At 69.4% G+C, this 18,419-nt stretch carries 16 protein-coding genes; 6 read left to right on the top strand and 10 right to left on the bottom strand.

The features are described 5' to 3' along the window. Nucleotides 1-231: 231 nt before the first annotated feature. Complete coding sequence (locus ABD355_RS41325) at nucleotides 232-591, bottom strand: ATP-binding protein (protein WP_344406387.1); 360 nt, start codon at nucleotides 589-591, stop codon at nucleotides 232-234. Next, nucleotides 588-818, bottom strand: coding sequence for a hypothetical protein (locus ABD355_RS41320; RefSeq protein WP_344406386.1), 231 nt, complete (start codon nucleotides 816-818; stop codon nucleotides 588-590). Before ABD355_RS41320 ends, ABD355_RS41325 begins: the two co-directional genes overlap by 4 nt. Nucleotides 819-930: 112 nt before the next feature. On the opposite strand from ABD355_RS41320, the gene ABD355_RS41315 reads away from it, so the two are divergent. After that, nucleotides 931-1,794 (top strand): helix-turn-helix domain-containing protein, encoded by an 864-nt coding sequence (locus ABD355_RS41315; RefSeq protein ID WP_344406385.1) that lies wholly within the window; start codon nucleotides 931-933, stop codon nucleotides 1,792-1,794. Then, complete coding sequence (locus ABD355_RS41310; protein WP_425585852.1) at nucleotides 1,787-1,966, top strand: DUF397 domain-containing protein; 180 nt, start codon at nucleotides 1,787-1,789, stop codon at nucleotides 1,964-1,966. Before ABD355_RS41315 ends, ABD355_RS41310 begins: the two co-directional genes overlap by 8 nt. Before the next feature lie 134 nt (nucleotides 1,967-2,100). Here ABD355_RS41310 and ABD355_RS41305 read toward each other — a convergent pair whose 3' ends face one another. From ABD355_RS41305 to ABD355_RS41290, 4 genes are all read right to left on the bottom strand, one after another. Further along, nucleotides 2,101-4,137 carry an NAD(+) synthase gene (locus ABD355_RS41305; RefSeq protein WP_344406382.1) on the bottom strand — a complete coding sequence of 679 codons (2,037 nt, stop codon included), beginning with the start codon at nucleotides 4,135-4,137 and terminating at the stop codon, nucleotides 2,101-2,103. Between the two features lie 228 nt (nucleotides 4,138-4,365). Continuing rightward, the gene (locus tag ABD355_RS41300) at nucleotides 4,366-6,303 is read right to left on the bottom strand and encodes a S53 family peptidase (RefSeq protein ID WP_344406381.1); all 1,938 of its coding nucleotides are present in this window, start codon (nucleotides 6,301-6,303) and stop codon (nucleotides 4,366-4,368) included. 213 nt (nucleotides 6,304-6,516) lie between these two features. Continuing rightward, the gene (locus ABD355_RS41295; RefSeq protein WP_344406379.1) at nucleotides 6,517-7,149 is read right to left on the bottom strand and encodes a DUF305 domain-containing protein; all 633 of its coding nucleotides are present in this window, start codon (nucleotides 7,147-7,149) and stop codon (nucleotides 6,517-6,519) included. 1 nt (nucleotide 7,150) lies between these two features. Continuing rightward, nucleotides 7,151-7,825: a thioredoxin-like domain-containing protein gene (locus ABD355_RS41290; RefSeq protein WP_344406378.1), complete on the bottom strand. Its 675-nt coding sequence runs from the start codon at nucleotides 7,823-7,825 to the stop codon at nucleotides 7,151-7,153. 353 nt (nucleotides 7,826-8,178) lie between these two features. Between ABD355_RS41290 and ABD355_RS41285 the strand changes: the two genes are divergently transcribed. Together ABD355_RS41285 and ABD355_RS41280 are read left to right on the top strand one after the other, a co-directional pair. Further along, nucleotides 8,179-9,540 carry a glutamine synthetase family protein gene (locus tag ABD355_RS41285; RefSeq protein WP_099934097.1) on the top strand — a complete coding sequence of 454 codons (1,362 nt, stop codon included), beginning with the start codon at nucleotides 8,179-8,181 and terminating at the stop codon, nucleotides 9,538-9,540. Nucleotides 9,541-9,802: 262 nt separating this feature from the next. Continuing rightward, nucleotides 9,803-10,255: a hypothetical protein gene (locus ABD355_RS41280; protein ID WP_344406377.1), complete on the top strand. Its 453-nt coding sequence runs from the start codon at nucleotides 9,803-9,805 to the stop codon at nucleotides 10,253-10,255. Nucleotides 10,256-10,317: 62 nt separating this feature from the next. Here the strand turns inward: ABD355_RS41280 and ABD355_RS41275 are convergent, their stop codons facing one another. Continuing rightward, nucleotides 10,318-10,758, bottom strand: coding sequence for a VOC family protein (locus ABD355_RS41275; RefSeq protein WP_344406376.1), 441 nt, complete (start codon nucleotides 10,756-10,758; stop codon nucleotides 10,318-10,320). A 34-nt stretch (nucleotides 10,759-10,792) separates the two neighbouring features. Then, the gene (locus tag ABD355_RS41270) at nucleotides 10,793-11,305 is read right to left on the bottom strand and encodes a pyridoxamine 5'-phosphate oxidase family protein (RefSeq protein WP_344406375.1); all 513 of its coding nucleotides are present in this window, start codon (nucleotides 11,303-11,305) and stop codon (nucleotides 10,793-10,795) included. Between the two features lie 172 nt (nucleotides 11,306-11,477). Here ABD355_RS41270 and ABD355_RS41265 point away from each other — a divergent pair, with 172 nt between their 5' ends. Further along, nucleotides 11,478-14,474, top strand: coding sequence for a bifunctional [glutamine synthetase] adenylyltransferase/[glutamine synthetase]-adenylyl-L-tyrosine phosphorylase (locus tag ABD355_RS41265; RefSeq protein ID WP_344406374.1), 2,997 nt, complete (start codon nucleotides 11,478-11,480; stop codon nucleotides 14,472-14,474). A 56-nt stretch (nucleotides 14,475-14,530) separates the two neighbouring features. Here ABD355_RS41265 and ABD355_RS41260 read toward each other — a convergent pair whose 3' ends face one another. Beyond that, entirely contained in the window at nucleotides 14,531-15,439 is a 909-nt protein-coding gene (locus ABD355_RS41260) for a phosphatase PAP2 family protein (RefSeq protein WP_344406373.1), read from the bottom strand. A gap of 131 nt (nucleotides 15,440-15,570) precedes the next feature. Continuing rightward, complete coding sequence (locus ABD355_RS41255; RefSeq protein WP_344406372.1) at nucleotides 15,571-16,605, bottom strand: LacI family DNA-binding transcriptional regulator; 1,035 nt, start codon at nucleotides 16,603-16,605, stop codon at nucleotides 15,571-15,573. Nucleotides 16,606-17,034: 429 nt separating this feature from the next. Here ABD355_RS41255 and ABD355_RS41250 point away from each other — a divergent pair, with 429 nt between their 5' ends. Further along, nucleotides 17,035-18,306, top strand: coding sequence for an extracellular solute-binding protein (locus ABD355_RS41250; RefSeq protein ID WP_344406371.1), 1,272 nt, complete (start codon nucleotides 17,035-17,037; stop codon nucleotides 18,304-18,306). Nucleotides 18,307-18,419 lie beyond the last annotated feature (113 nt).

Raw genomic sequence — 18,419 nt, 5'->3', positions numbered from 1 at the left:
GGTGCAAGGAAGCATTCCGTTCTGCATTCAGCCAGGGGTGCAGGCCGGAAAGGCGTATGACGGCATGGCGACGCGACCCCTCCCCGTGAGCGACGGCGTTCCCCCGGTCGCTGACTGATGTGCGCCTACGGAGTGGTCAGGCTCCGCCGATGCGCGGCATCACTGTAGACATACACAGAAGTGTTCGTACAGGTGATTCTTTGTGGTTTCTGTGTACGGACGACTGACCGACTACCGCCCCGGTGTGGCCAGCTCGCACCAGACCGTCTTGCGGTCCCTTCCCTGGTCAACGCCCCAACATCGGGCGAGTATGTCGACCAGGGCCAGGCCCCGGCCGGACTCGGCCGTGCCGGTGGCGGACAGGAGGACCGGCAGGGCGCGCGGGTCGGGGTCGGTGACCTCGATACGGGTGTGGCCGCCGGATGTGCCGGTGACGCGGATCGTCACTGGGGTGCCCTCGCCGAGGTGGTCGATGACGTTCGTCAGCAACTCCGTTACGCACAAGCGGACTTCGAAGTCGTGGGTGCGGAGGTGGTGGCGCAACTCCGGTACGGCCTTCGGGGTGGCGAGCAGGTCGAGTTCGAACGTCACTGCTCGGCTGCCGTCTTCCGGAGAGCGGTGGCCAGCGTCTGGGCCGTTGAGGTGTTGCAGTTCCCGAGTGCGATGAGGCCGGCGGGCGCTGTGTGTGTACCGGCGAAGCTCGGGAGGTCCACGCGCAGGGAGGGCAACGTGATGCCGTGCAGGGCGAGCGCAGTGCGGAGTTCCTCCACGCAGAGGGTCACGTCGTAGGCCGAGGCCGTGGGGGAGTGGTCGGGCATGGGGGCCTTCCTCTTGCTGTGCGTTGTGTGACGAACTCCTCACAGGTTGTCGTTGAGATCGCTACCGTGAAAGGGGTTTCGCGTTCGCGAGCGGGACAGCGGAAGGTGAACGATGGCACGGCGCACGGACATTGACGGCTCGATGAGCGTCCCGACGTTCTACGGCAAGGAGTTGAGGTGGAAGCGGGAAGCCGCGGGGATGTCGTTGGAGGCGTTTCTTGAGGGCAGCTTCTACGGCAAGACGTATCTCAGTGACATCGAGCGCGGCGAGCGCCGGATGCCGTTGGATCTGGCCCGGCACGCGGATCGGAAGCTGAACACCGACGGGTTCTTCGAGCGGAACTGCGAGGATGTGCGGAAGGCGCGGCGCGCCGGTCACGCCGAGTATTTCGAGAAGGTCCTGGACGCGGAGAAGCACGCCCTGACCATCGAGGAGTGGTGCCCGATGCTCTTCCCCGGGCTGCTCCAGACTCCCGCCTACGCCCGGGCCGTCATCCTGGCGGGCCTCCCGCTGTCCGCCGATGCCGAGGTGGAGGAGAAGGTCAGCGCCCGGATGGCGCGCGCCGACCTCTTCGAGGCGGACCACCACACCCCTGAGTACTGGGTGATCCTGCACGAGTCGCTGATCACCGACCCGCTCCTGGCGCCCCAGGGCATGGCAGAACAGCTTGACCGCATCGTCGAGTTGGCAGAGCGTCGCCGGATCACTTCGCAGGTTCTGTTGCGAAAGTGCGTGGCGCACCCGTTCATGACCGGCTCGGCGAAGATCATGACCTTCGCCGATGCCCCGCCGCTGTTCTACACGGAGGCCCTGCACAGCGGTGACACCATCGATGATCCAGCTCTCGTGGGGGACTACCGCAAGTCGTACGATCGGCTCCGGGCCGTCGCGCTGTCACCTGACGCGTCCCTGGACATGATCAAAGCTGCGGCAGAGGACTATCGAAATGGCAAGCGCCCGGATCGACTTGAGTGAAGCGCTCTGGCTCAAGAGCAGCTACAGCAACGCAAGCGGCGGCGACTGCGTCGAAGTCGCCCACAACATCCCTGGCCTCGTCCCCGTCCGCGACTCCAAGGCCCCCCAAGCCCCCGCCCTCATCCTCACCGCCGCCGCCTGGGTGCCCTTCGTCGCCTCGCTCAAGGGGTGAACTGGGTCCGGGGGGCAATCTTCAGCCCGTCCGGCGTTTGAGGACGAGGCCCTCGGGCCGATGGGGGTCTGGGGGCGCAGCCCCCAGGGCCGCACACCCCCACCCACTCGCACCGGGCCACCACCCGCACTGGACTAGTCGAACCGCGAAAGATCCCGCAGCCAAACCGTCGCCGAACCGTCCGACGGCGCCCGCCAATCCCCCCGCGGCGACAGCGAACCCCCCGCCGACACCTTCGGCCCATTGGGCATCGCCGACCGCTTGAACTGGGCGAACGCGAAGAACCGGCGGCAGAAGACCTCCAACCACTGCCGGATCTCCGGCAGGTCGTACGCGACCCGCTTGGCGTCGGGGAAGCCCGGCGGCCAGCCGCCCGCGTCCGCGTCGTGCCAGGCGTGCCAGGCCAGGAAGGCGATCTTCGACGGCCGGAAGCCGTACCGCAGCACGTGGAACAGCGTGAAGTCGTGTAGCGCGTAGGGCCCGATCTTCGACTCGGTCGACTGCATCTCCTCGCCCGGCACCAGCTCCGGGCTGATCTCGGTGTCGAGGATCGCGGCCAGGATCTTCCCCGTCTCCTCGTCGAACTGCCGGCTGCTGATGACCCAGCGGATGAGGTGCTGGATCAGGGTTTTCGGCACCCCGCCGTTGACGTTGTAGTGGCTCATCTGGTCGCCCACGCCGTACGTGGACCAGCCGAGCGCCAGCTCCGACAGGTCACCGGTGCCGAGCACGATGCCGCCGCGCTGGTTGGCGAGCCGGAACAGGTAGTCGGTGCGCAGGCCCGCCTGGACGTTCTCGAAGGTGACGTCGTACACCGGCTCACCCGAGGCGAAGGGATGCCCCATCTCCTGCAGCATCAGCCGCGCCGTCGGCGTGATGTCCAGCTCGGCCGCGGTGACGCCCAAAGAGCGCATCAGCGCGTGCGCGTTGTCCTTGGTGTGGTCGCTGGTGGCGAAGCCGGGCAGCGTCCAGGCCAGGATGTCGCTGCGCGGCCGCCCCGCACGGTCCATCGCCCGCGCGGCGACGATCAGCGCATGCGTGGAGTCCAGGCCGCCGGACACGCCGATGACCACCTTCGGGCCGCCGATCGAGGCGAGCCGTTGCTGGAGGCCCGCCACCTGGATGTTGTACGCCTCGTAGCAGTCAAGGGCGAGACGCTCGGCGTCGGCCGGGACGAACGGGAAGCGTTCCAGGCGGCGGCGCAGCCCGAGGTCCGTCAGCGGCGGGTCGAGCTTGAAGCCGACCGTACGGAAGTCATCGGTCCGCTCCCGGTGCGTACGGCGGTTGTCGTCGAAGGTGCCCATCCGCTGCCGCTCCTGGCGCAGCAGGTCGAGGTCCACGTCGGCCACCGCGTACTCGTCGCCGAGCGGGAAGCGCTCCGTCTCCGCCAGCAGCGCGCCGTTCTCGTAGACCATGGCCTGGCCGTCCCAGGACAGGTCGGTGGTCGACTCGCCGAGGCCGGCCGCCGCGTAGACGTAGGCGGCCAGGCAACGGGAGGACGCCGAGCGGCACAACAGCTTGCGGTCCTCGGCGCGCCCCACCGTGATCGGGCTGCCCGAGAGGTTGACCAGGACGGTCGCGCCGGCGAGGGCCGCCTCTGCGCTCGGCGGCACCGGCACCCACATGTCCTCGCAGATCTCCGCGTGCAGCACGAGCCCGGGGACGTCGTCGGCGGCGAACAGCAGGTCCACGCCGAACGGCACGTCAAAGCCGCCGACCCGGATCGATCCACCGCGCTCGTCCGCCCCGTCGCCGATCTGCCGGCGCTCGTAGAACTCCCGGTAGTACGGCGGATACGACTTCGGCACGACACCCAGGACCCGGCCGCGGTGCACGATCACCGCGCAGTTGTAGACCCGGTTGCGGTGGCGCAGCGGGGCCCCGACGACCAGCATCGGCAGTAGGTCCGCCGACCCCGCGACCACCTCCTGAAGGGCCTCGTCGACCGTGTCGAGCAGGGCGTCCTGCAGCAGCAGATCCTCGATGGAGTAGCCGCACAGCACCATCTCCGGGAAGACGGCGACGGCCACACCCTCCTCGGCGCACCGGCGCGCGTGACGCAGAACCGCTTCGGCGTTGGCGAGCGGCTCGGCGATGACGGTGTGACCCGTACACGCCGCGACGCGCGCGAAGCCGTGCTGATAGATCGACCAGAAGTTCAATTCAGGCACGGGCCCAGTGTAATCGTCAGAGCGACGCGATCGCTGGGCGCGGGGTGTGCGTCACCCCACGCACGCCGAAGGGGCGCGGGATGACCACATCCCGCGCCCCTCTGGGCGGGGCCGCGAAGTCGGTGCGGTTCGACCGCGTCCCAAAGGGGCGCGGGGAACTGCGCGACCAGCCACGACGCACCCGCAGGCAACGCACTGGAGCGCCGAGCTGCCGTTACCGGCAGAACCTCAGGGCTTGCGGTACGAGTCGACGTAGCCGTTCGCGGGCGAGCCCACGCCGGTGACGTCGTCGTAGCCCTTGACCGCGGACAGCGAGCTGTCCTTGCCGAGGCTGCGGACCGAGGTGACGAGACCGCCGGTGGCGTCGTAGCCGTTGGCGAAGTCCACGCGGGCCTCCGCCAGGCCGGAGCCGGTCGGGTTGTCGGTCACGTCGTGGAACACGCCCTTGCCGTACCGGGCGTAGATCTCCGGGTTGGCGAAGCCGAGCGCCTTGCCGTGCGCCTCCTGGGCCAGCGCCTGGACGGCCGCGATGACCGGAGCGGCGAGCGAGGTGCCGCCGATGCGGTACTCGTCGTACGCCTGGGTCTTCCCGTCCGGCAGGGTCTGGGTCTGGCCGACCAGGAAGCCGGTGTTCGGGTCGGCGATCGCCGCGATGTCCGGGACCACGCGGTTGCCGTCGGCGCTGTTGGCCGTGGCGAGCGCGTTCGGGACGACACCCTTCTGGTAGTAGGGCTCGGCGACCGTCTTGCTGGTGCCGCCGCCCGCACCCGAGGTGAACGCGCCGGGGAAGTTGGTCCAGCTCTTGCCGTCCGCGGACAGCAGGGCCTTCTCGGTGCCCCAGCCGGTTTCCCACTGGTAGTTGTTGCTCTTGCCGACCGCCAGCGAGGTACCGCCGACCGCCGTCACCCAGGCCGAGTTGGCGGGGGTGTCGACCTGCTTCGTACCGGTGTTGGCGACCTCGTCGCCGTTGTCACCGGAGGAGAAGTAGAAGCCGATGCCCTCGACCGCGCCGAACTGGAACACCTGGTCGTAGGCGGCCGCGAGGTCCGGCGTCTGGTTGGCCTCGATGTCGCCCCACGAGTTGGAGACGATGTCGGCGAGGTGGTTGTCGACCACCTTGCTCAGCGCGTCCAGCAGGTCGTTGTCCATGCACGAGGCGGCACCGACGTAGGTGACGTCCGCGGCCGGCGCGACCGCGTGCACGGCCTCGACGTCCAGGGTCTCCTCGCCGTACCAGCCGGCCGCCTTGCAGTCCTTGACGTTCGTGTAGCTCTTCGGCAGGGACTGGTGCAGCTGCCCGGTCGTCCACTTGGCGTCACCGTGCTTGCCGGCGTACGTCTGCGCGTCGAACGCGATGGACGGCGAGGCGTAAGCGTCCGTGATGGCGACCTTGACGCCCTTGCCGGTGTAGCTGCCCGCACCGTAGGCGGCGCGCAGCTGCTTGCCGGTGTAGCCCTGGATCGCGTACGGGATCTTCGAACCGTAGGCGTCGGGCAGCGTGCTCGCGGTGTTCGAGCCGTAGTACGAGGAGAACGGCCCGGAGTTGCGGAACACGGTCTCCGGCGGCGGCAGCTGGTCGTCGTGGGTCGACTTGTGCGGCGCGTTGTCCAGGCCGGTGACGGTCAGGACGGCGCCCTTGAGGCTGTCCGGGACGGTGGCCGCCTTGGCCGGGGCCCGGTAGGTCTTCGAGCCCTTGGTGTAGTTGTGCAGCTGGGTGCCGAACGCCTTCTCGGCGGCGGCCACGTCACCGGTGACGGAGACGTAGTGCTGCGTGACGCCGGTGACCGTCAGGCCCGCGGACTTCAGCCACGACTTGACCGCGGCCACCTGGGCCTTGGTCGCGCCGAATCGGGCCTGGGCCTTCTTGGCGCTGAGGTACTTGCCGTACGAGGCAGAGCTCGGGTCGGACACGGCCTTCGCGTACTCGGCGAGGCCGGCGGCGTCCTTGCCCGCGAAATACACCCGGGCGGAGACCTGGGCGTTGTCCGAGGTGGCGCCCTTGTCCGCCTTGGCCGTCGCCCACGCGGGCTTGGTGCCCACGAGTGCGTCCCGGCCGGGGTTGTCCGCGGCGTGCGCCGCGGGTATGCCGAGCGCCAGCGCACCGGCGATCATGGGCAGTGTCGCTGCCATGCTCACGGTGCGCAGACTGGCGCGGTTGGATCTCATAGAACCCCCTGCGATGCGGTTCTTCGCATGTGTGGTCGGTCGTCACTGTGATCCGCGTAGACAACCCGCTCCGCGGCGGAGGCGCGGGCAGTGGATCAAGCGATGGGGGCCACTCTTTCGATGAACCGTTCATGCCAGGGGAATGGGTAAGCCAAGAGAAACCCAAGGAACCGTCATCCAGGGCGATTTGGGGCTTTCGTTCCGGCTGGAGGGTTATGAACGCGCTTTCGCCCCGCGCTCCTTGAGCATGTCCGCCATCAGCGCGATCTCCGACTGCTGAGCGTCGACCATGCCCTGCGCGAGACTCTTCTCCACCCCGACCTTGCACTTGGCGACGCAGCCCTCGGCCATGTGGATACCGCCCTTGTGATGGTCCGTCATGAGCTGCAGATAGAAGACCTCGGCCTGCTTTCCGTTGAGCGTGCCGAGCTTCTTCAGCTCCGTGTCCGTCGCCATGCCGGGCATCAGCGAGCCGTCGCCGCGCTCGGGCATGTCGCCCATGCCCATCCACGACATCGGCGGCTTCGCCGACACCTTCGGCAGCCCCCACAGATCCAGCCAGCCCAGCAGCATGCCGCGCTGGTTGGCCTGCGTCTGCGCGATGTCGTAGGCGAGCCGCCGCACCTCCGCGTTCTGCGTACGGTCGCGCACGATGTACGACATCTCGACGGCCTGCTGGTGATGCACCGCCATGTCCCGCGCGAACCCCGCGTCCGCGGAGTCCGCGGTGGGCGTGCTGATGCCCGGGTCCGACCCGCCGTCCTCGGCGACCGCGTAGGTGATCGCACCCGCGGCGACGAGCGCGGCCGCCGTCGCCCCCGCGATCCAGCCGATGTGCTTCTTCATGTCACATCGTCCCGCCGGTGCAGGAGGCACCCGGCTCGGGCGTCTGCTTGCCCTGCACATACGTCTCGAAGAACTTGGCGACCTTCGGGTCGTCGGCGCTCGTCACGCTCAGCTGGTGCCCCCACGCCGACAGCTCGATCGGGGAGCTCTGGTTCTGGTAGGGGCTCATCAGCGTGTACGGCGTCTGCTTCACCTTCGCCGCCAGCTTGTCCACGTCGGACTTCTTCGCCTTGTCGGTGTACGTCACCCAGACCGCGCCGTGCTCCAGGGCGTGCACGGCGTTCTCGTCGTGCACGGCCTTGGTGTAGACGTCGCCGTTGCAGTTCAGCCACACCTGGTTGTGGTTGCCGCCGACCGGCGGGTGCATCGGGTAGTTGACGGTCCCGGTGACATGGGTGCGGGCCAGCTTGCCCGTCCAGGTCCGCACTCCGTCCTTGCCGGTGACGAAGTGCCCCTTGCCGTCACCCGAGGACGTCGTATCGCTCGCCGTGTCGTTCTTCTTGCCGTCCTGCGACTTCACGATGAAGACACCGCCGACCACCAGAGCGGCGACGACCAGCACGCTCGCGCCGATCGTCAGGATCCGGTTGCGCCGCTCGCGGGCCTGCTCGGCACGCCGCATCTCCTCTATTCGCGCCTTGCGTGCCGCGCTGCTGCTCTTCTTGGCGGTGGCCATCGCAGTGTCCTTCTGGGGGAATCGGGTGGGGAGTGCAAAAAAATGTCGGTCGGGTCGCCTGATCGTAGTGGGAGACCAGTGATGTTTTGCAGACGGGGCAAGGGAAAGCCGGGTCTGCGGAGGCACTCGTTACCTTCTGCCGGACCTCCCATTACGGATGTCGGTCCGAGCAGGCAAGATGGGCGGTGAGCAGTACACCCGTCGTTGGTGAGGCGTTCAGACCGCGGTCGGCCGGCCGATCATGGTCGGCAACGCGCACGAAATGCTGTTGTGGTGTGATGCTCAGGTGCCCGACCGCCTCCTGCGGGACAGGGAGACAGGCGGCCTGACCAGCAAGGATGGGGAAGCGGAAGATGGACAAGCAGCAGGAGTTCGTGCTCCGGACACTGGAGGAGCGCGACATCCGGTTCGTACGGCTGTGGTTCACGGACGTGCTGGGCTTCCTCAAGTCCGTCGCCGTGGCCCCCGCCGAGCTGGAACAGGCCTTCGACGAGGGCATCGGCTTCGACGGCTCGGCCATCGAGGGCTTCGCCCGGGTCTACGAGTCCGACATGATCGCCAAGCCGGACCCGTCGACCTTCCAGATCCTGCCCTGGCGCGCCGAGGCCCCCGGCACCGCCCGCATGTTCTGCGACATCCTCATGCCGGACGGCTCCCCGTCCTTCGCCGACCCGCGCTACGTCCTCAAGCGCGCCCTCACGCGCGGCTCCGACCTGGGCTTCACCTTCTACACCCACCCGGAGATCGAGTTCTTCCTGCTGAAGGACCGCCCGCTGGACGGCACGCGCCCGACGCCCGCCGACAACTCCGGCTACTTCGACCACACCCCGCAGAACATCGGCATGGACTTCCGCCGCCAGGCGATCACCATGCTGGAGTCGATGGGCATCTCGGTCGAGTTCTCGCACCACGAGGGCGCCCCCGGCCAGCAGGAGATCGACCTCCGCTACGCCGACGCGCTGTCCACGGCGGACAACATCATGACGTTCCGCCTGGTCATGAAGCAGGTGGCGCTGGAGCAGGGCGTCCAGGCGACCTTCATGCCGAAGCCCTTCTCGGAGCACCCCGGCTCCGGCATGCACACGCACCTGTCCCTCTTCGAGGGCGACCGCAACGCGTTCTACGAGTCGGGTTCGGAGTACCAGCTCTCCAAGGTCGGCCGCTCCTTCATCGCGGGCCTGCTCAAGCACGCGGCGGAGATCTCCGCCGTCACCAACCAGTGGGTCAACTCCTACAAGCGCATCTGGGGCGGCTCGGAGCGCACCGCCGGCGCCGGCGGCGAGGCCCCCTCCTACATCTGCTGGGGCCACAACAACCGCTCGGCCCTGGTCCGCGTCCCGATGTACAAGCCCGGCAAGACCGGCTCCGCGCGCGTGGAGGTCCGCTCCCTCGACTCCGGCGCCAACCCGTACCTGGCGTACGCCGTCCTCCTGGCGGCAGGCCTCAAGGGCATCGAGGAGGGCTACGAACTCCCTCCGGGCGCCGAGGACGACGTCTGGGCCCTTTCGGATGCCGAGCGGCGCGCGATGGGCATCGAACCGCTCCCGCAGAACCTGGGCGAGGCCCTGACCCTCATGGAGCGCAGCGACCTGGTCGCCGAGACCCTGGGCGAGCACGTCTTCGACTTCTTCCTGCGCAACAAGCGCCAGGAGTGGGAGGAGTACCGCTCCGAGGTCACCGCCTTCGAGCTGCGGAAGAACCTGCCGGTGCTGTAGGCGCAGGTCAGAGCGGGTTTCCGCTGATTCGGCGGATGGGGCCGACGGTCACGGACCGTCGGCCCCGCGGCGTCTCACCGGCCCTGGGCCGCCGGTGCCTCCGGCACCCGGCGCGCGTGGCCTCCTCGGCGCGACGCTGTGCCTCCGTGCGCGGTACCCGCGCGCCTTCTCGCGCTGTCGTGTCGCGCGGGATACCGGAAGGCATCGGGGCTCTTGGGTGTCGGGTACGGTCCCGAGGCCGTAGCCGCCCCAGGAGGCTGCCATGAACGCCATCACGATCCGCCGCCGCAGAAGTGCGGCGGTACTCGGTGCGCTGGCGCTGGCCGTGGCCGGCGGACTGGTCTGCGCAGCACCCGCCGCCGCCCAGTCGGTCGGCACGCTCGACACACCGGCGGGCCCCATCACGCAGGGAGCGAACGTCCAAGTGACCTGGACCCTCATTCCCGGGGCCCAGGACACCTTCGTTGCGAACGCCGCCGCCGGAGGCGTGGAGGTGGACGCGGGCACCCTGTCGTTCACCGCCGGCAGCGGCGGAGAGCAGACCGTGGTCATCCCCCTCACCAAGGTCGGCGAGGTCACCGACGGTGAACAGATCCAGGTGACCGTGAGCGACACCCAGTCCGAGGGCGGCGCCGTCGTCGACGAGGATGCCGTCACCGCCACGCTGACCTGCCACCCCAACCCCGACCGCCCGGGATGGATGCGCTGCCAGTGATCCCTGTCGGTGCCCCCCGGCCCTGCTCACCCCATCCGGACGGTGAAGCGCTGAGGCGGCGGCTACTGCCGCTGGGCGGCCAGGTCGGCCAGCACCTTGTGCAGCGGTTCCGCCTCCCGGCGCCTGTACTCCTGGACCGCCCAGCCGTTGCCGTCCGGGTCCTTGAAGTACATGAAGGTGGCGCCGTCCTGCGGGGCGAACTGGACCGGTTCGCTGATGTCCAGGCCTCGGGCGGTGAGTTCCTCGTAGGCCGCCTTCGCGTCCGTCACGCACAGCTGCATGCCGTGGTACGTCCCCGGCTGCGGCGTCCCGGTCGGCACCTGCAGCCCGTCGACCAGCGCGATCGAACACCCCGACCCGGGCGGGGTGAGCTGCACGATCCGCACTCCCTCCATCACCTCGCCGTCCAGGTCCACATGGAAGCCGACCTTGTCCCGGTAGAACTCCTTGGCCCGGTCCACGTCCGAGACCGGCAGCAGGATCACTTCGAGGCTCATGTCCATGGAGCGGCTCCTTCTTCGTCGCGTCGGTCGTACGTCACTCGAATCGCCACCGCGTCTGGCTGAACGGCTCCCCCTTACCGAAGCCGAAAACGGTGCGGGGCGCCACAGAGAATACGAACGCAGGCCCGCCACCGTGGTGGAACGCCCCGTCCCGTACCTCGAAGTGCCAGAAGCTGCCGTACTTGGCCTCCCAGGCGGCGGCCAGTTCGCGCAGCCGGTCCTCCTCGGCCACGCGCACCGCCTCGCCCTCCACGACCAGGTCGTAGCCCTTGTTCCAGGTGTTGCTGCCGGTCGTCAGCACGACCTGCGGATTGGCCGCGAGGTTCTTCGCCTTGCGCTCCTCGGGGCCCGTGCAGAAGTGCAGTGCGCCGTCCGCCCACACGGCGGGCAGCGGTGTCACGTGCGGCCGTCCCTCCGGCCGCACCGTCGAGATCCAGAACAGCTCGGCCTCCGCCAGCAGCGCCTCGGCCTCGGACCAGGCGGTCGCGGTGGCCTGCGGGTCGCTGTACAGCGTGTCGAGACGGGTCTGCGGGTCGTGGTCCGCCATGGGCTGCCGCTCCTCGTACCGGAGAATCCGTGCAGGGAATCCCTGCGAAGTCCTTGCGAAGAGAAGACCGCGTCCGCCGGGCGAACTCATCGGTCCTTCCGCCCCGGCGCTCGTGTCAGAGTCTCCGGTTAGGCTCGGGCCAGTACGACCTTGATCCGACAGGAGGACGGGGATGACGGTGCCCGGGCGCAGGAGCAGTACCTTCACGCGGCTGCTGCGGCACGGATTCACCGATCCCTCCGCCGCCGAGCGGCTGCTGGACAGCATGGAGCTCATGCCCGTGCGGGACGACCCGGTGCTGCTCGACGCGCTGGGTGCGACCGCCGACCCGGACCTGGCGCTGCTCGGTCTGGTACGGCTCCTGGAGGCCCAGCCGGGGCCCACCGCGCGCCGCGAGCTGCTCGACACGCTGATAGCGGCCAAGCCACTGCGCGACCGGCTGCTCGGCGTGCTCGGGGCCTCCGCCGCGCTCGCCGACCATCTGGCCCGGCACCCGCGCGACTGGGAGGCGCTGGTCACCTACGAGCCGCGGGACCTGCACCCGGGGGTGGAGGAGTTCGAGCGGGGCCTCGCGGAGGCCGGCGACCCCGTCTCGCTGCGCATCGCCTACCGCCGCTGCCTGCTGTCCATCGCCGCCCGCGACGTGTGCGGCACCACCGACCTCGCCGAGACCGCCGCCGAACTCGCCGACCTCGCCACCGCCACCCTGCGCGCCGCCCTCGCCATCGCCCGCGCCGCCGCCCCCGAAGACGCCGCGCTGTGCCGGCTCGCGGTCATCGCGATGGGCAAGTGCGGCGGCCATGAGCTCAACTACGTCTCCGACGTCGACGTGATCTTCGTGGGCGAGGCCGTCGACGGGGCCGACGAGGGCAAGGCCCTGCGCTCCGCCACCAAGCTCGCCTCCCACATGATGCGGATCTGCTCGGAGACGACCGTGGAGGGGTCGATCTGGCCCGTCGACGCCAATCTGCGGCCCGAGGGCCGCAACGGCCCGCTGGTCCGCACCCTCTCCAGCCACCTCGCCTACTACCAGCGCTGGGCCAAGACCTGGGAGTTCCAGGCCCTGCTCAAGGCCCGACCGGTGGCCGGCGACATCGAGCTCGGCGAGGAGTACGTCGCCGCCCTCGAACCCCTCGTCTGGAAGGCCGCCGAGCGGGAGAACTTCGTCGCCGACGTCCAGAAGATGCGCCGCCGGGTCGTCGAGAACATTCCCGCCGCCGAGATCGACCGTGAGCTGAAGCTCGGACCCGGAGGCCTGAGGGACGTCGAGTTCGCCGTACAGCTGCTGCAGTTGGTGCACGGGCGGGCGGACGCGGCGCTGCGCAGCGGCACCACGCTGGACGCCCTGCAGGCGCTGGCGGCGGGCGGGTACGTGGGGCGCGCCGACGCCGTGCAGCTCGACGAGGCATACCGCTTCCTGCGGTCCATGGAGCATCGGATCCAGCTGTACCGGCTGCGGCGCACCCACCTAGTCCCCGAGGACGAGGCCGACCAGCGGCGCATCGGACGCTCGCTCGGCCTGCGCGTCGACCCGGTCGCCGAGCTCAACCGCGAATGGCGGCGGCACGCGGCCGTCGTACGCCGGCTGCACGAGAAGCTCTTCTACCGCCCGCTGCTCGACGCGGTCGCCCAACTCGCCCCCGGCGAGGCCCGGTTGAGCCCGGAGGCGGCCCGGGAGCGGCTGGTCGCGCTCGGATACGGCGACCCGGCCGCCGCCCTGCGGCACCTGGAGGCGCTGGCCTCCGGAGTGACCAGAAAGGCCGCCATCCAGCGGACCCTGCTGCCCGTGCTCCTCGGCTGGTTCGCGGACTCCGCCGACCCGGACGCGGGCCTGCTCAACTTCCGCAAGGTCTCCGACGCGCTCGGCAAGACGCCCTGGTATCTGCGGCTGCTGCGGGACGAGGGCGCGGCGGCCGAGAACCTCGCCCGCGTGCTGTCCGCCGGCCGCCTCGCCCCCGACCTGCTGATGCGCGCCCCCGAGGCGGTGGCCCTGCTCGGGGACGGCGACGGCGGGGGGCTGGAGCCGCGCGAGCGGGCCCAGCTGGAGCAGGAGATCCTCGCCGCCGTCGGCCGCGCGGAGAACGCGCAGCATGCGGTCACCGCGGCCCGCGGCGTCCGTCGCCGCGAGCTGTTCCGTACGGCCGCCGCCGACATCGTCGGCTCCTACGGCACCGAGACCCAGCCGGCCGAGGCCGACCAGGGCGCGCTGGTGGACCTGGTGGGCGGCGCGGTGTCCGACCTGACGGCGGCGACCCTCGCCGGGACCCTGCGCGCCGTGGTGCGCGACGGCTGGGGCGACACCCTGCCGACCCGGTTCGCCGTGATCGGCATGGGCCGCTTCGGGGGCCACGAGCTGGGCTACGGCTCCGACGCGGACGTGATCTTCGTGCACGAGCCGTGCGAGGGCGTGCCCGAGCAGGAGGCCTCGCAGGCAGCCAACCGGGTCGTCTCCGAGATGCGGCGGCTGCTGCAGATCCCGAGCGCGGACCCGCCGCTGCTGATCGACGCGGACCTGCGGCCCGAGGGCAAGTCCGGCCCGCTGGTACGGACACTGAAGTCGTACGAGGCCTACTACCGCCGCTGGTCCCTGGTCTGGGAGTCGCAGGCGCTGCTGCGGGCCGAGCCGGTCGCCGGGGACGAGGAGCTGGGGCGGTCCTTCATCGAGCTGATCGATCCGCTGCGGTATCCGGCGGAGGGGCTCGGGGACGACGCCATACGGGAGATCCGCCGCCTGAAGGCCCGTATGGAGTCCGAGCGGCTGCCCCGCGGCGCCGACCCCAAGCTGCACACCAAGCTGGGGCCCGGCGGTCTGTCCGACGTCGAATGGACCGTACAGCTGCTGCAGCTGCAGCACGGCTGGTCCGAGCCGGGACTGCGCACCACCCGCACCCGTCAGGCGCTGGCGGCCGCGGCCGCCGCCGAGCTGATCTCGGCGGAGGACGCGTCGATACTGGACGAGGCATGGGTCCTGGCCACCCGCGTGCGCAACGCCGTGATGCTGGTGCGCGGCCGTGCGGGGGACACCTTCCCTTCGGGAGGGCGCGAACTTGCCGCCGTGGGGCGGTACTTGGGGTACGGGGACGGGCATGTGGGCGACATGCTGGACGCTTATCGCCGCACGGCGCGGCGGGCTCGGGCCGTGGTGGAGGTGCTGTTCTACGGAGCGTAGGGACGGGTTTCGGCTGCGGGTGCGTTGTGGTTGCTCGCGCAGTTCCCCGCGCCCCTTCAGGGGCGCGGGGCCGTGTCCGAGATGCGGCTACCGCCGCGTGGGCGCGACCGGCCACGACGGCGCTGCAGACGATTGACTCGCGGACCCGGCACTTCCGGCAGCGCATACGGCAGTGCTCCGTACCAGACCCGGGCCACCGCGAAGCCGAACGCCAGGCACAGCAGACCGCCCACCGCGTCCAGCCAGAAGTGATTGGCGGTAGCCACAATCACCGTCAGTGTCACCACGGGGTACAAAAGTCCGAGAACCCGTACCCACGGCACCCTGGCCAGCGCGAAGATCGTCAACCCGCACCACACCGACCACCCGATGTGCATGGACGGCATCGCGGCGTACTGGTTCGACATGTGCTTCAGGTCCCCGGAGGCCATCGACCCCCAGGTCTGATGGATCATGACCGTGTCGATGAAGGTGCTGCCGTTCATGAGCCGCGGCGGCGCCAGCGGATACAGGTAGTAACCGACCAGCGCCACGCCCGTGGTCGCGAACAGCACCAGGCGCGTCGCCGCATACCGGCCCGGATGACTACGGTAGAGCCACACCAGCACACCCAGCGTCACCACGAAGTGCAGCGTCGCATAGTAGTAGTTCATGCCGACGATCAGCCAAGTCACCGAGTTCACCGCGTGGTTGACCGACTCTTCGACGGCGATGCCGAGATGGTGCTCCATCCGCCACAGCCAGTCGGCATTGCTCAGCGCCTGGTCGCGCTGTTCCGGCACCGCGTTGCGGATCAGTGAGTACGTCCAGTAACTCACCGCGATCAGAACGATCTCGAACCAGAGGCGGGGCCGGCGCGGCGTGCGCAGCCGGCGCAGGAGTCCCGGGCCGTTCGCGGCCGTGAGGGAGTCGGGAGCGGCCGTCTGTGCACGGTCGTCCAGACTGGTCACGGTCGAGTCACCCATGGGCACAAAGTCTGCCAGAAACGCCTTCTGCGACCGATCATCCCGCGGTCGGGTTCAGGCCGCATGTTCTACAACAGACGGACGTGCGCACCTACTCCCGACGCACTGCACAAACTCGAAAGTTCTCCGCCCTAGGGACGATTTCGGTCCCCGGGCGCCGAAGCGGTCGAACCACGCACCACCAGCTCCGGCATGAACACGAACTCACTGTGGGGCGCAGGCGTCCCGCCGATCTCCTCCAGCAACGTACGCACCGCCGCCTGCCCCATCGCCGGGACCGGCTTGCGGATCGTCGTCAGCGGCGGGTCCGTGAAAGCGATCAACGGAGAGTCGTCGAAGCCCACCACCGAGACATCCCGCGGGACTTCGAGGCCGAGCTGCCGCGCCGCCCGTATCGCGCCGAGCGCCATCATGTCGCTCGCGCACACCACCGCCGTGCAGTCACGGCCGATCAGCGCGGTGGCGGCGGCCTGGCCGCCCTCCAGGGTGTACAGCGAGTGCTGGACGAGTTCCGTCTCGATCGTCTGCGCGCTCAGGCCGGTCTGGTCCTGCATCGAGCGGACGAAGCCCTCGATCTTGCGCTGCACCGGTACGAAGCGTTTGGGGCCGAGGGCGAGACCGATCCGCACATGCCCCAGCGACACCAGGTGCGTGACCGCCAGCGTCATCGCCGCGCGGTCGTCGGGGGAGATGAACGGCGCCTGCACCTTCGGCGAGAAACCGTCCACCAGCACATACGGCACGCCCTGCGCGCGCAGGCGCTCGTAGCGCTCCATGTCGGCGGTGGTGTCGGCGTGCAGTCCGGAGACGTAGATGATGCCGGCGACTCCGCGGTCGACCAGCATCTCCGTCAGCTCGTCCTCGGTGGATCCGCCGGGGGTCTGGGTGGCGAGCACCGGGGTGTAGCCCTGCCGGGTCAGGGCCTGGCCGATCACCTGGGCCAGCGCAGGGAAGATCGGGTTCTCCAGCTCCGGGGTTATCAGGCCCACCAGGCCCTCGCTGCGCTGCCGCAGCCGCACCGGGCGCTCGTAGCCCAGCACGTCGAGTGCGGCGAGCACGGACTGGCGGGTGGTGGCGGCGACGCCCGGCTTGCCGTTGAGGACGCGGCTGACGGTCGCTTCGCTCACCCCCGCCTGAGCAGCGATGTCGGCAAGCCGTGTGGTCACAGGGGTGGACTGTACCGGCCGACCGTCACTTTGCACACCAATCGGGCGCCGGGCGCGAGCTGTTGCACGGCCCCGAGCGGGTTGCTGCGTCATCGCGGTCCCTCGTGTTCTGGTGGGCGCCTGGTTCGGCAAGAGCTTGCAGAGTCTTGCACAAGACTCCCACTCCCCGCTCAGCGGCTTCAATACTCGGTTGCGCGGGGGTCGAGGAGAGGTCACGGGCGGGTAACTCTCGCCCCGCCTTGCAATTTTTTGCTGCAAGACCTTTCGCGCAGCTTTCAACGCTGTTACGTTCACGTCGCCCGGCGGCGTCCCCCACTCTCGAATCCACTCGAGCGGGAGGGGCCCCCATCGGCGCAGTCGGCACGACGGCAGGAACGGCAGACGGGGCCGCACCTGCACCACACGGGCTTTCACCCTCAAGGAGAACTCATGCGGCGTGGCATAGCGGCCACCGCGCTGGTGGCGTCCTTCGCCCTCGCGGCGACGGCCTGCGGCGGAAGCGACAGCGGCAACAAGGCCAGCGGTCCGGTCACCATCACCTGGTGGGACACCTCCAACGCCACCAATGAGGCGCCGACGTACAAGGCCCTGGTCAGCCAGTTCGAGGCCGCCAACAAGGACATCAAGGTCAAGTACGTCAACGTCCCCTTCGACCAGGCGCAGAACAAGTTCGACACCGCCGCCGGCTCCAAGGGCGCCCCGGACGTGCTGCGTTCCGAGGTCGGCTGGACCCCCGCCTTCGCCAAGAAGGGCTACTTCCTGCCGCTGGACGGCACCGAGGCCCTGGCGGACCAGAGCAAGTTCCGCTCGAACCTGATCGAGCAGGCCAAGTACGACGGCAAGGTCTACGGCGTCCCCCTGGTCACCGACACCCTCGCCCTCGTCTACAACAAGGCGATCTTCAAGAAGGCCGGCATCACCACGCCCCCCAAGACCTGGGACGAGCTGAAGGCCGACTCCGCCAAGATCGACTCCAAGGCCAAGGTCTACGGCTACTGGGGCTCCACCCAGGCCTACTACGCGCAGACCTTCCTCTACGGCGAGGGCACCGACACCGTCGACGCCACCGCCAAGAAGATCACCGTGAACTCGGCCCCCGCGAAGAAGGCCTACGGCACCTGGCTGAGCCTCTTCAAGGGACAGGGCCTGCACAAGGCCGACACCACCGCCGACGCCTACGCCCACATCCAGGACGCGTTCGTCAACGGCAAGGTCGCCTCGATCATCCAGGGCCCCTGGGAGATCACGAACTTCTACAAGGGCTCCGCCTTCAAGGACAAGTCCAACCTCGGCATCGCCACCGTCCCGGCCGGCTCCACCGGCAAGGCGGGCGCCCCCACCGGCGGCCACAACCTGTCCGTCTACGCCGGCTCGGACTCCGCCCACCAGAAGGCGGCGCTGAAGTTCGTCAACTTCATGACCTCCGCGAAGTCCCAGACGGAGATCGCCCTGAAGAACTCCACGCTGCCGACCCGCGACGACGCCTACACCGCCGAGGTCAAGGCCGACCCGGGCATCGCCGGCTTCCAGACGGTCCTGCCCGCCGCCCAGCCGCGCCCGGCGCTGCCCGAGTACAGCTCGCTGTGGACCCCGCTGGACACCGAGCTGACCTCCATCGCCGGCGGCAAGGAGTCCCTCGACAAGGGCCTGAGCAACGCCGAGCTCGCCATGGCCAAGCTGGTGCCCGACTTCAGCAAGTGAGCCCCGAGTGACCGTCGGGTCCGCCATCACATGGGGGGACGGACCCGGCGGTCACCGGCCTGCGCCCAGCCGCCCGCCACTTTGACCGCCGTAGAACTTCCCAGGCCGTAGAA

It is taken from the genome of Streptomyces longisporus (assembly GCF_039532765.1).
GTDB lineage: Bacteria > Actinomycetota > Actinomycetes > Streptomycetales > Streptomycetaceae > Streptomyces > Streptomyces longisporus.
This window is presented reverse-complemented; position numbering and strand designations above follow the sequence as displayed.